We start from the raw sequence: 12,831 nt of genomic DNA on the forward strand, positions 1-12,831 counted from the left end.
GCGTCCTGTCTTGAGATGAGGGGGACGCAACCTTCGCCCAAGATCCCAACCCTCGCTCAAGCCATGAGCATCCAGCGATCACCAACGAGGCAATGAGCCCGTTGCGGCGGCGAGCGCCGGCAACGGTCATTTGTATCTGAGTGCTGGCTTAACAAATTCAGGATGTCCCCCTTGCGCCAGATGCGCTGCGAGTGGTCAACTCCTGATCGGAATGTTCCTGCAGTGTTGGGGGAAACATGATGCTCAAGACGATCGCGATCGTGGCCGGTTTGGGACTGGCGCTGTCCGGCACGGCGGAGGCCCAGACGCCGCGCAAGGGCGGCACCATTCGCATGACGGCGCCCTATGGCTCAAGCTTCACCAGCATGGACATTCATACGACACAGCGGGCCCAGGACGAGATCTATGCCAAAGCCCTGCATCGGTCGCTCTACATCTGGAATTCCGCTGAAGGCAGGCCGGTTCTGGAGCTGGCCAAGGAAGACACCGTCTCGGGCAGTGGTCTCGTTCATACCTTCAAGCTGCGCGACGACGCTTATTTCCACAACGGCCGGAAGATGACGGCCGACGACATCATCTGGTCCTACACACGCATCATGGACGGCAGCAAGGCCTATCCCGGCGCACGTTTTGTTCGCATCATCGAGGGCGCGGCCGCAGTCGAGAAAGGGCAAGCCAAGGATATCTCGGGCCTGAAGAAGATCGACGACTTCACGCTCGAAATGAAGCTGACCGAGAAAGTCGATCCGGGGTTCTACTTTTTCACCGCGCTCACGTCGATCTATCCGGCCGACGAAGGCGGCAAGGAGAGCTTCCTCCAGAAGCCGATCGGGCTTGGGCCATTCAAATTTGTCGAGCACGTGCCGGGATCGCGCGTCGTCCTGGAGCGATGGGACCGCTTCTACAAGCCCGGCAAGCCCTACGCTGACAAGATCATCGTGTCGGTGATGGGCGAGGCCGCGGCACGCGATATCGCCTTCCGCAACAAGGAGATCGACACCTCGGTGCTCGGGCCCGCGCAATATGTCGCCTATCAGGCCGACCCCGATCTCAAGGGCACCATCGTCGAGGTCGCCGAGGTCTTCACGCGCTACATGGGGATGAATCCCGCATTCAAGCCGTTCGCCGACAAACGCGTCCGGCAGGCGATCAACTATGCGATCGATACTGACCTGATCATCAACAAACTGGTCAAGGGCAAGGCCTATCGCGCCACCAGCTGGCTGCCGCTGACCTCTCCCCTCTACGACAAGACCATGAAGCCCTACCCCTACGACCCCGCCAAGGCCAAACAGCTGCTCGCCGACGCCGGCTATCCCGCAGGCTTTGAATTCGAATGGACCACCAGCCAGAATGAAAGCTGGGGCTTGCCGATCGTCACGGCAGTCATCCCGATGCTGGACAAAGTGGGCATCAAGGTGAAGGTCAAGCAGGTCGAGACCGCGGTCCTGGCGGAAGTCATTCGCACCGGCGATTACCAGGCCTTTATCTATTCCCAACAGAGCGGTCCGGACCCTCAGTCCGCGCTCAAATGCTTCCACTCGTCGACGCCACAATCGGCCTGCAACTACATGAACTTCAAGAACACCGCGTTCGACAGGTTGATCGACGAGGCCGGGCAGACCGACGACGCCGCAAGGCGCGGCCAGCTGCTGCAGCAGGCCAACGCCCTGCTCTATGACGAGGCGCCGGTCTGGTTCTTCAACTACAACAAGGCGGTCATGGCCGTGCAGCCGTGGCTCAAGGGGGTTCAGTTGAACCCGACGGAGCTGACGCATCAGAACGTCGAGGACCTCTGGGTCGACGAGACCTCGCCCGCGAAGTGACACGCACTCCCTCAATCGCAATAGACGTTGAGAGAGGGAAGAAAAAAGGTCGATGCTCTCCTTTCTGATCCGTCGAATCCTGCAGACCATTCCGACCGTCCTCGCCGTCGTGCTGCTGGTCTTTGCCCTGTTCAGCGTCGTTCCCGGCAGTATCGTGTCGACCATGAGCGATGACAGCGATCCGCAGGTCGAGGCGCGCATGAAGACGCAGCTCGGGCTTGACCAGCCCGTCTACGTGCGGTTCGGCTCCTACATCGCCAATCTCGCGACCGGTGATTTCGGAACCTCATTCCGAACGCGCGAGCCGGTCACGACCATGATCGCAAAGCGGACCGGGCCAACGTTGCAACTGATATTTGCGGCCATGGCGTTTGCGATCGTCATCGGCGTGCCGCTCGGCTTCATCTCTGCCTTGCGGCCAGGCAGCATCGTCGACACGGCCGCGATGGTCGTGGCGGTGTCGGGGCTGTCGATGGCCAAATTCTGGCTCGGTCTGCTGTTGATGTACCTGTTCGCGCTGAAACTCGGCTGGCTGCCGAGTTTCGGTTATGGCGATGGCGGCCTCAAATATTTGATCCTGCCGGCCGTGACGCTCGGCGTCTCGCCGATGGCGCTGCTGGCGCGGACGACGCGCGCCGCGGTCCTCGAGATCATGACCGCTGATTTTGTCCGCACGGCGCGCTCGAAGGGCATGAGCGAGACCCGGGTCGTGAAGTGGCACGTGACGCGCAACGCGCTCGTCCTCATTCTCACGACGACAGGCCTGCAATTCGGCGCGTTGATGGGACAGGCGGTCGTCGTCGAGAAATTGTTCTCGTGGCCGGGCATCGGCTCACTGCTCGTCGACAGTGTCCTGCAGCGCGACATTCCCGCCGTCCAGGGCTCCATTCTCGTCGTGGTGCTGTTTTTTCTCGCGATCAACTTGCTGATCGACCTGCTCTACGGCGTGATCGATCCCAGGATCAGATACGCATGAAGCTCCGTGCCAATCTCATCATCGGTGGGGCGCTGTTCGCGCTTGCAATCTTCGTCGGCCTGCTCGCGCCCTGGCTGGCGCACGCCGATCCTGTCCTGGACGCCAACCTGATGAATGCGGAGGAGGCCCCGAGCTGGCTCTGGTGGTTCGGGACCGACGGCCAGGGCCGCGACATCTATTCGCGCGTCGTGTATGGCGCGCGCGTCTCGCTGACGGTCGGCATCGTCTCGCAGCTCATCAACAGCGTCATCGGAGTGGGACTGGGCCTGAGCGCCGGCTATTGGGGCGGCTGGTGGGACGATTTTGTCAACGGGCTGACCAATCTCATGCTCGCGATCCCCTCGCTGATCTTCGCGCTCGCCATCATGGCGGTGCTGGGACCAGGCCTGACGAGCCTGCTGATCGCACTCGGGCTGACCAACTGGTCCTTCACCTGCCGGATCGCACGGGCCTCGGCGCTGTCGCTCAAGAGCCAGGGCTATGTGCAGGCCGCAACCGTGCTTGGCTACGGCGATCTGCGCATCATGATCACGCAGCTGCTGCCGAACATGCTCGGGCCCATCATCGTCATCGGCACGCTCGGCATGGGCAGCGCGGTGCTGTCCGAAGCCTCGCTTTCATTTCTCGGCCTCGGCGTCCGTCCGCCCTACCCAAGCTGGGGCAGCATGTTGTCGGAAGCCCGCGACCAGATCACGACGGCGCCGTGGCTCTCGGTTTTTCCGGGGCTGGCCATCTTCCTGACCGTGCTCGGCCTCAACCTGCTCGGCGACGGCCTGCGCGACATTCTCGATCCACAATCGCGGAGCCGGCGGACATGACGGGCTCGCCGCTGATCGACATCGAGAACTTGCGCATCGATCTCAACCACGGATCAAGTAAGGTTCCCGCGGTGGAGGGTGTTTCGTTCCGCATCGATCGTGGCGAGACGTTCGGCCTTGTCGGCGAATCCGGCTGCGGCAAGAGCATCACGGCGCTCGCCTTGATAGGCCTGTTGCGGCCGCCTTTGTCGGTCGGCGGCGGCGTCATCCGATTTGACGGGCGGGAGATCCAGAGACTTCCAGCCACCGCGCAACGGGCATTGCGCGGCAACCGCATCGCCATGATCTTTCAGGAGCCGATGACGGCGCTGAACCCGGTCTCGCCAGTTGGCCGGCAGATCGCCGAGATGTTCGTGCTGCACAAGGGCAAGAGCTGGCGAGAGGCCAACCAGTTGGCGGTCGAGGCGCTGGCGCGAGTCCGCGTCCCCGCGCCCGAGCGACGCGTGAAGGACTACCCGCACCAGCTGTCGGGCGGCATGCGCCAGCGCGTGATGATCGCCATCGCACTCGCATGTGATCCGGACCTTCTGATCGCCGACGAGCCGACGACCGCGCTCGACGTCACCGTACAGGCGGAGATCATCGAGCTGATGCGGACTTTGTGCGCCGAGCGAGGAACGGCAATCCTGATGATCAGCCACGATCTCGGCTTGGTCGCCAATGTCTGCCGCCGCGTTGCGGTCATGTATGCGGGCCGCATTGTCGAGGAGCGCGGCTCGGCCGATATCTTCCGGACGCCCTCGCATCCCTATACGCAGGGCCTCGTTGCCTCGCTGCCGCGGCTGGGCAGCCGCGCTGCACTTGGCCGGACGCGCCTAAAGGAGATCGCGGGCGTCGTCCCGGCCATTACGGCTTTCCCCGACGGGTGCCGGTTCAATCCGCGCTGCGCGCAGGCGACGGATATGTGCCGGGCCACCGCGCCGGAGACATCGTTGCTGGAGGCCGGCGGTTTGGTCAGGTGTCATCACCATGCATGAACCCCTGGGGAGGCAGGACGACGTCATTCTCAGCGTTGAGGATCTCGCGGTTCATTTTCCGGTGGGTGGCGGCTTACTGGGCCGCGGCGGAAGGCTGTTGCGTGCCGTCGACGGTGTCGATCTCGGGCTGAAGCGAGGTGAATGCCTCGGCCTGGTCGGCGAGTCCGGCTCCGGCAAGTCGACGGTCGCACTTTCGATCCTTGGCCTGCTGACGCCGACGCGCGGCCGCATCGTGGTGGACGGACAGGTCGTGACAGGCCGGCGAGCGGGCAATCGGAAGACGTTGGCCCGCATCGTGCAAATGGTGTTTCAGGATCCCTACGCGTCGCTCAATCCACGCCAGACCGTTCGTCGTACGCTTGAGGACCCGTTGCGTGTGCATGGCGTGACCGCCGCCAGCGAGATCGAAGACCGCGTTGCGACGATGTTGCGGCATGTGGGCCTGCGGCCCGAACAGGCCGACCGCTATCCGCATGAATTCTCGGGTGGCCAGCGCCAGCGTATCGGCATTGCGCGTGCGCTGATCCTCAATCCCAGGATCGTCATCTGCGACGAACCGGTCTCGGCGCTCGATGTCTCGATCCGAGCTCAGATCATCAACCTGCTGCTGGAATTGAAGGAAACCCTCGGCCTCTCCTACATCATGATCAGCCATGACCTCGGCGTGGTCGAGCATATGAGCGACAGGGTCGCCGTCATGTATCTCGGCCGCATTGTGGAGACGGGCGACTGGCGCGAAATCTTTGAGCGGCCCGCGCACCCGTATACGCGAAGCCTGATCGCCGCCATTCCCGATCCGCTCCGCCGCGCCCCGCTCGCGACGACAAAGGGCGAGCTTCCCAATCCCTTAAGTCCGCCGAATGGATGTGCGTTCAGCCCGCGCTGTCGTTACGCCGAAACCGGGTGTCATCGCGAGCCTGGCCCACCGCTTGAAACGCGTCCCGACGGACACATGGTCCGATGCTGGCGAGCTGACGAGATCACCGATCAGACGGCGTTGGCCTTGACCGCAAGTGGACATCCCTAGAGCGGCGGGCATGTCTGCTGCCGCCCGTGCCCAACTTGCCTGCTCGATAGCCGGGAACTCGGATCAGCACCTGAAGCTCGTCGTTCCGGCTTGATCCAGATCAATGGTCGGCCCTCGAACCCGACCAGCTTTCATGTCAAGGACTCATCCATCGAGGGTGACTCGCGTGACGAGAAGCGGTTTCCAACTCATTCGTGCTGTGGCGGCCGCATTCGCCTTTTCGCAAGCCTCACACTCAACGTCTCGCCCGCCGTGTGGCAGTCCGTGACGGTTGTTTCTCAAGCAGAAGCGGTAATTGGACGTCCGGCGGCCGGCTCAGGCTGACGCAACACGACGCGTGGTCGTGGCACGTCGACTGACAACGGACTGTAGGACTGAGCCCACCTCGCCTTGGGCTGGAAAGACGCGTTCGGAGTCCATGCGAGATGACAGCTACCTGGTACGTCACGTTTGAGAGCCGTCCACGTAGTCTGCGAGCCCCAAGGCGAAGTCCGCGCGAAACCAGGACATTCGCGACCGAAGACGAGGCCAAGATCTTCGCGCGCTCCAAGCTCGACGATGGACTGATCGTGTTCGCAGGTACGATCAATCCGCATCTCCCCCGACGGCATGTGCCGTCCAGCCAGGTTCATCTGTGGCTTTCAGAGGAGCATAAAGACTCAGCGGAAGGCCTGCCCCGTCCTAACAACGAATGAGCGCACCCCCCTGGGGCTGGACTATCAGATTGCTTTTGGCTGTTGCCATTTTGTTACGGTCTCTGGAGAGACTCGCGACTAAACTCATGATGGTAACAATAGAATTATGCACGCCCCTGTGCACAAAATCGTCAGTCTACAAACAAATAAACTTGGATATGGAGACAATCACATGAGGAAACTCCTGACAGCCGGTGGGAGCATCGCCGCCTTGGGCTTGGCTGCTGGCTTGGGCTTGGCTGCTCCGGCCTCGGCCGCAGATATGGCCGTCAAGGCGCCGCCGCCGGCTCCAATCGCGACCATCTACAATTGGAGCGGCTTCTACATCGGTGCCAACGGCGGATGGGGCCAAAGCCGCGGTTGCGTGGACTTCGTCACGCTTGCAGGAACGGTGGCCGGTGGTTGCGCTACCCGCTCTGGGGGTCTTGTCGGCGGACAGATCGGCTATCGCTGGCAAACCAATCAGTTCGTATTCGGATTAGAGGCACAGGGCGATTGGGCCGATATCAAGAATACGCGCGTGAGCCTGATCGATCCGTTCATTTCAACCACCGGAAAAACCGATGGCATCGGTCTCTTCACGGGTCAACTCGGTTGGGCGTGGAACGCATCGCTGTTTTACGTGAAGGGAGGCGCGGCCGTCACTCACAATCGCTTTGATATATTCAACAACGTCACCGGGGTCGGCTTGGCCTCGGCAGGTCACACGCGCTGGGGCGGAGCTCTCGGTGTCGGCTGGGAGTATGGCTTCGCACCGAACTGGTCGGTCGGTCTGGAATACGATCATCTCTGGATGGGACATGACAACACCACCTTCGCAGGTGTGGTCACGCCCGGCGGGGTGACCGTCCTGGGCGACCGCCTCAGCCAGGACGTCGACATGATCACTGTACGCTTCAACTATCGCTTCGGCGGTTTCGGCGCTCCCGTTACTGCACGTTATTAGTAGCCACCACCAAGATTTTCTGGAAATCAGCTAAGCAAACTTCGGCGGATGGGACGACGACAGGCCCAAGGCGGCATTGGCTGTGACCACGGCACCCTTGCCAGAGCCGATGGCGGCGTGCTCCATGTCTGCCTGTAGAACATCAGCGCGGTGAAACGACCGGAGGCGGCTCAAGGGCCGCCTCCTCTTTTTCAGCTGTTTAGCAGCTCGATCGCGTGAGAGCCGCGGTTTGAGACGCCAACTGCCGCGTGTTCATTGCGGACTTCAGGCAGAAAGCTGGCGGCTCATCCTGCGATGCGTGTCGCAGCCGCTATAGCCGCACCAGGATCATCCGCGCAGGAGCTGACCGCTTCCGGACGCGAAGCGCTGGTTTTACCAGCCCCAGCCGCCATAGTAGCGGGGAATCAGCGTTGGCCTTCCGGTGACGTAGCTGCGATTGGCGTAGCCGCCGTAATAGCCACCGGGGTAGCCGACCGCGGCGTAGCTGCCGCCATAGTAGCGCGGAATCAGCGTCGGACGTCCGGTGACATAACTGCGGTTGGCGTAGCCGCCGTAATAGCCAGGGTAGCCATAATTGCCGTAATAGTTGCCGGGGTAACCACCGTCATAGTAGCCCGTGTTGTAGTAATAAGGTGAACTCGCAACTGCGGCGGCCGTGCCGACCGCGGCGGCGCCTGCCAGGCCATAGCCATATCCGCCGTAACCCCACGCACCGCGTCGATATTGGCGGCGCGCCACGCCGGCAACACTGACGGGAGTCAACGGGCGACCGATCCTTGCCTGAGCGCTTTCGACCGACAACGAAGCTCCATGTTGCTCAGACCAGCTGAAGGAGAACAGCGTGGCGCACACAGCCGCAGAGGTTGCGATAGCAGCTTTCGCGGTGGATTTCATGAGCCCACTCCATGAGGAAACCCTGCCCTAACCGCTTCCTGGCGCCTCGGCCGCTGCGACTCTTGATCTAAATCAACGAGGCCGAGCGGTTCGGGAAAAGGCTGGCGAAAATGGCGAGCGTTGCTCAGGGCAGCAACGCCGCGGTGGGCGTATGAATGCCTGCGGCGGCGCATCAGTCCAAATGTGGGAATGCCGATGGAACATCCGTTCCTGAATTACTTCGCACTGGGCCCGCTATTCTTCGTGGTGATCATGCTGGCCTACGGGATGGTTGCGCTTCACGACATACCGGCCCGGATCGCGCATGCACGTCATCATCCACACCAGGACGCGATCCACGCCGCCGGCTGGATCAGCCTGTTCATGCTGCACCTGCTGCGGCCGTTTCTCTGGATCTGGGCGATGATGTCTCGGCCGGATCGAGGCTGGGGTTTCGGAGATAAGCCGGGCTCTCCGCAGGAGGCGGTGGCCCAGCTGGACGAACTCAGGCGTCGAATGGCTGACATCGAGGCGAGGCTCGGGAGCGAGGTTCTGCTGGGGCGCCATGGATGACCTGTCGAAAATTCGGCTTGATGGTGCCGGGCTGCCGATCTGGCTTCGCATCCTCATCGTCTTGGTGCTGGCACTGCTGGCCAGCGGCGCGAGCCTATTCGCGTACCGCTGGTACGTCCGGCCGGTGACGTTGTCGATCGCGGTCGGATCGTTCGATGGCGACGCCCCCAAGATCATATCGGCGCTCGCGAGCAGGCTTGCCGCCAACAACGCGCCGGTCCGGCTGAAGGTGGTTGAGACCACCGGTCTGGTAGAATCCGCAGAGGCGTTCTCCTCCGGCAGGACAGACCTTGCCGTCGTCCGCGGAGATGTCGGCGACCTCTCTCAGGCGCAAGCGATCGTCGTCCTCGCCCAGGCCGTGGCGCTGCTTGTTGCACCGCCGGGATCGGCGATCACGGACATGGCCGGCTTGAAGCGCACGACGATGGGGGTGGTTGGAGGCGACACCAATCGGAAGATCGTCAGCGTGTTGACAAAGGCATATGACCTCGAGCGCGCCAATGTCGCATTCAAGAATCTTGAGCCCAACCAGGTCCGCCGCGCGCTCGAGACCAAGGAGATCCGCGCCCTGCTGCTCGTCATGCCGCTGAGCGAAAAGTACTTGTCGCTGGTGCGAGGGCTATTTCCACAGAACGCGAAGACGGCCCCGGTCCTGATCCCGATCGAGAACGCGGGGGCAATCGCCGAGAAGGAGCGCGCCTACGAGAGCTTCGACATCCCGAAGGGTACGTTGCGCGGGTCGCCTCCCGTTCCCGACGACGACGTGACCACGCTGCAGGTCTCGTTCTATCTGGTCGGCAAGAAGAGCCTCGACAAGGATATGATCGCCGGCTTCACGCAAGCCATCACCAGCGCGCGCAGGGATATTGTGGCCGAAATGCCGATCCTCGCGCAGTTCAAGGCGCCCGATACCGATCCGGGCGCCTATCTTCCCGTTCATCCAGGGGCTGCGGAGTTCTACAACGGCAATCAGCAGACCTTCCTCGACAAGTGGAGCAACGCCATCTTTCTGGCGCCAATGGCGCTTGGCGCACTCGCCACGGTCCTCGCTGCGGCCTGGCAATTCCTCCGATCCGGCGATCTTAAGCAGAAGACGCCGGCGCTGGATTCACTCTACACGTTGGGACGACGAATCAGGCACGCCGAGACCGAAGCGGAATTGTTGGAGATTGAGACCGAGATCGACGAGACTCTGAGGGCGCAGCGCGCGAGAGCAGACCAAGATGAAGACTCCCTCGATGCAGCGACCCTGAACGTCGCGGCCCATCGCCTTGAGAACCTGATACATGACCGCCGAGCGGCGCTCGCCGCGCCAAGATCGAATGGGCGCTGAAGGCAGTGCGTAGGATGGGTTGAGCCGGAGGCGAAACCCATCATCTTCGCAACCATGATTGATGGGTATCGCTTCGCTCAACCCATCCGGGCTGGTCACGGTTTCTCTGCTCTACACCAATCCGCCGTGGCCAATTCAGCGGATATGGAGCTACGCCGCTCCTGCCCTGCGCCGTAACGGGGCATATCTGAGACTGCCTCTTCGAAAGCTGTCCGGATTTCACTTCGGCTGAAATTCCTGTCCCAAAGCTCAGTCATAGAGCAATTGATGATAAAATCTAATGGCGCGGCAACATGATGAGGATTTTGCGCCACCAGCTTTGCACACTGCAAGCCGAACTCATAGGCAGCGTCACAGCATTGCTGCTCCCAAGGGACTCGCCTTGTTTAGTCATGAACCTTCAATGCTCCGCTTCTGCGCAAGTCTCCTACGAACGCTGGCCCATCAGCTCTGTTCGCGCGAGAGTAGACGCATCGTCGCCTCGGGCTCCTTATAGTGAATTAGACCGGCCTTTTCCGATAAAATCATTACTCCCGACCCAAGAAATTCCTTCCACTGATCTTTGGGGTAGGCTTCCGAATATTCGTCCGCATCAATAGAGAAAACCACAACTCCGACGTTTCCCTCCCATAGCTCAACACGATCGCCGATATGCGCCTCGGTACCATCAGGATATCTCATGTATACGGACTCCCGTCGCTCGAATCGACAGTCAAGCAATTTTCGCTCTGTGTCAAAATCGGCGACACTCTAATTGACGTAAGCGCGTAGGATGGGTTGAGCCGGAGGCGAAACCCATCATCTTCATAACCATGATTGATGGGTATCGCTTCGCTCAACCCATCCTACGGGCTCTTACCGTGCCGCTTCCGCGCCGCCTGCCGCGGTGATGACCGCGACGATGATCAACCCGGTCAGCACGAGGCGGACGCCGGCGCTGACGCCGAACGTATTGAGCATCGTCAGCAGCAGCACCAGGAACAGCGCTGCACCCCAGAGCCCGGGAACGTTGGCCTTGCCGCCCGCGACGGACGTGCCGCCGATCACGACCACCGCGATCGAGGCCAAGAGATATTCGTTGCCGATGTCGACATTGGCGCCGCGGAAGTAGCCGGCCAGCAGCGCGCCGTCGATGCCGCCCAGCATCCCCGACAAGGCATAGGTGGCAAAGCGCACCCGGTTGACCCGGATACCGGCCAGCCGCGCGGCCCGCATGTTCTGTCCGATCGCAAGGACGGAGCGGCCGAAGATGGTACGTTGCAGCGCAAGCCCGGCGCCGACGGTGAACAGCACGGTGAGAACGGCCAGGATCGGAATTCCGAGGACCTGGATGTTGGTGAAGTCCGCAAAGCCGGGTGGCGGCTTGATCTGCAGCCCGCGGCCATAGCTGATGTCGATCGACTGGATGACGAAGCTCGCCGAGAGCGTCGCGATGATCGGCGGAATCCGCAAGGCCCAGATCAGCAGGTAGTTGGCCGCTCCGATCGCGAGGCCACACGCGAGCGCCGCAGCGAGCCCCAGCAGGATGCGACCGTCGTCGCCGGCCATCACCGTCATCGCGACCGCGCTGGCCAACCCGATATTGGCCGGCAGCGACAAATCGACATTGCCCGGGCCCAGCGTGATCACGAACATCTGGCCGACGCCGACGATCACCGTGAACACGGCAAGCGAGAGCGCCGCTGTCAGCATGCCTCCAGCACCATAACCGCCGGTGAAGAAGACCGCTGCCAGCCAGACCGATAGCGCCCCGACGAACGACCAGATCCAGGGTCTGGCGAAAGCTCTGCCAAGCGTGCCCTTCATCGCTCCGCCTCCTTGCGACTGATCAGGACGCGAGCGGCCAGTACGACGATCAGGATGGCGCCGTTGGCGGCGACCTGCCAGTCCGGCGGGATATGCATGAAGGTCAGCAGCGGGGACGCGGCAAGCGCCAGGGTCAACGCACCGATCACAGCGCCGACCGGTGAGACCCGGCCGCCGACGAACTCTCCCCCACCAAGAATGACGCCGGCGATCGACAGCAGCGTGTAGCCGTTGCCGATATTCGCATCAGCCGAGGTGGTGATGCCGATCAGCGCCAGCCCCGACAGGACGCCGAACACGCCGGTGCATGCGAACAAGACCATCTTCGCCTTCAAGAGCGACCAGCCGGCGCGGCCGATCGCAACCGCGTTGCCGCCGGAGCCGCGCAGGATGGCACCGTAGGATGTCCGCATTAGCCCGACATAAGCGAGCGCGGCGATGACAGCCGCGGCCAGTATCGGAAACGGAATCAGAGGCGGCTTGAAGCTCATGGTGGCCAGCAGCCAGCCGGGCGCCTTGCCACCTGGCTTCGGCAGCATCAGGATGGCAAGCCCTTGCCAGACGAAGCTCATGCCGAGCGTCACCACGATCGAGGGCAGATTGCGCAGATAGATCAGCGCGCCGAGACCTGCGTAAGTCGCGATGCAGCCTAGCAGCACGAGAATTCCCAACACCGGTGTCTCGCGCAGCCAGGTCGCGGTGACGCAGCCGACAAAGCCGACGAAGGCGCCGATCGACAGGTCCAGATCGTTGCCGGCAATGACGAACATCTGCGCGATGGTCGCGAGCGCAATCGGGACCGCAAGGTTGAGCATCAGCGTGAAGCCGAAATAGCTGATCGCCCGCGGATTGAGGTAGCTGATCGCCAGGAGCACCAGCACGAGCGACAGCGCGGGCAGCAAGGCCCGCAACAGTCGTGGCGTGCTGCCAAGGCCGAGCACGCGCGAAACCTCTTTCGCAGCCACGCCACTTGCGCTCATG

General features: G+C 62.1%; 12 protein-coding genes. 8 read left to right on the forward strand and 4 right to left on the reverse strand.

What is annotated here, in order from left to right:
* The first annotated feature begins 236 nt into the window (after positions 1-236).
* The 6 genes from ACQR1W_RS32455 (at position 237) to ACQR1W_RS32480 (ending at position 7,265) form a co-directional block, all read left to right on the forward strand.
* The gene (locus ACQR1W_RS32455; RefSeq protein ID WP_434854577.1) at positions 237-1,826 is read left to right on the forward strand and encodes an ABC transporter substrate-binding protein; all 1,590 of its coding nucleotides are present in this window, start codon (positions 237-239) and stop codon (positions 1,824-1,826) included.
* Between the two features lie 52 nt (positions 1,827-1,878).
* Complete coding sequence (locus ACQR1W_RS32460; protein ID WP_434854578.1) at positions 1,879-2,802, forward strand: ABC transporter permease; 924 nt, start codon at positions 1,879-1,881, stop codon at positions 2,800-2,802.
* Positions 2,799-3,620 (forward strand): ABC transporter permease, encoded by an 822-nt coding sequence (locus tag ACQR1W_RS32465; protein ID WP_434854579.1) that lies wholly within the window; start codon positions 2,799-2,801, stop codon positions 3,618-3,620. The genes ACQR1W_RS32460 and ACQR1W_RS32465 overlap by 4 nt, the downstream gene beginning before the upstream one ends.
* The gene (locus ACQR1W_RS32470; RefSeq protein WP_434854580.1) at positions 3,617-4,597 is read left to right on the forward strand and encodes an ABC transporter ATP-binding protein; all 981 of its coding nucleotides are present in this window, start codon (positions 3,617-3,619) and stop codon (positions 4,595-4,597) included. The genes ACQR1W_RS32465 and ACQR1W_RS32470 overlap by 4 nt, the downstream gene beginning before the upstream one ends.
* Entirely contained in the window at positions 4,590-5,624 is a 1,035-nt protein-coding gene (locus tag ACQR1W_RS32475; protein WP_434854581.1) for an ABC transporter ATP-binding protein, read from the forward strand. The genes ACQR1W_RS32470 and ACQR1W_RS32475 overlap by 8 nt, the downstream gene beginning before the upstream one ends.
* Before the next feature lie 867 nt (positions 5,625-6,491).
* A complete protein-coding gene (locus ACQR1W_RS32480) occupies positions 6,492-7,265 on the forward strand; it encodes an outer membrane protein (protein ID WP_434854582.1) in 774 nt (257 codons plus the stop codon).
* Positions 7,266-7,637: 372 nt separating this feature from the next.
* On the opposite strand, the gene ACQR1W_RS32485 is transcribed toward ACQR1W_RS32480, so the two are convergent.
* Complete coding sequence (locus ACQR1W_RS32485) at positions 7,638-8,027, reverse strand: hypothetical protein (RefSeq protein ID WP_434854583.1); 390 nt, start codon at positions 8,025-8,027, stop codon at positions 7,638-7,640.
* Between the two features lie 327 nt (positions 8,028-8,354).
* On the opposite strand from ACQR1W_RS32485, the gene ACQR1W_RS32490 reads away from it, so the two are divergent.
* Together ACQR1W_RS32490 and ACQR1W_RS32495 are read left to right on the forward strand one after the other, a co-directional pair.
* Positions 8,355-8,711 carry a DUF3302 domain-containing protein gene (locus tag ACQR1W_RS32490; RefSeq protein WP_434854584.1) on the forward strand — a complete coding sequence of 119 codons (357 nt, stop codon included), beginning with the start codon at positions 8,355-8,357 and terminating at the stop codon, positions 8,709-8,711.
* Positions 8,704-10,044: a TAXI family TRAP transporter solute-binding subunit gene (locus ACQR1W_RS32495; RefSeq protein WP_434854585.1), complete on the forward strand. Its 1,341-nt coding sequence runs from the start codon at positions 8,704-8,706 to the stop codon at positions 10,042-10,044. The genes ACQR1W_RS32490 and ACQR1W_RS32495 overlap by 8 nt, the downstream gene beginning before the upstream one ends.
* A 444-nt stretch (positions 10,045-10,488) precedes the next feature.
* Here ACQR1W_RS32495 and ACQR1W_RS32500 read toward each other — a convergent pair whose 3' ends face one another.
* The 3 genes from ACQR1W_RS32500 to ACQR1W_RS32510 all read right to left on the reverse strand — a co-directional run bounded on the left by ACQR1W_RS32500 (position 10,489) and on the right by ACQR1W_RS32510 (position 12,830).
* Positions 10,489-10,725 carry a hypothetical protein gene (locus ACQR1W_RS32500; protein WP_434854586.1) on the reverse strand — a complete coding sequence of 79 codons (237 nt, stop codon included), beginning with the start codon at positions 10,723-10,725 and terminating at the stop codon, positions 10,489-10,491.
* 174 nt (positions 10,726-10,899) lie between these two features.
* Positions 10,900-11,850 carry an ABC transporter permease gene (locus ACQR1W_RS32505; RefSeq protein WP_434854587.1) on the reverse strand — a complete coding sequence of 317 codons (951 nt, stop codon included), beginning with the start codon at positions 11,848-11,850 and terminating at the stop codon, positions 10,900-10,902.
* Positions 11,847-12,830: an ABC transporter permease gene (locus ACQR1W_RS32510; RefSeq protein WP_434854588.1), complete on the reverse strand. Its 984-nt coding sequence runs from the start codon at positions 12,828-12,830 to the stop codon at positions 11,847-11,849. The genes ACQR1W_RS32505 and ACQR1W_RS32510 overlap by 4 nt, the downstream gene beginning before the upstream one ends.
* Between the last annotated feature and the right edge of the window lies 1 nt (position 12,831).

It is taken from the genome of Bradyrhizobium sp. HKCCYLS1011, assembly GCF_051167795.1.
Lineage (GTDB): Bacteria > Pseudomonadota > Alphaproteobacteria > Rhizobiales > Xanthobacteraceae > Bradyrhizobium.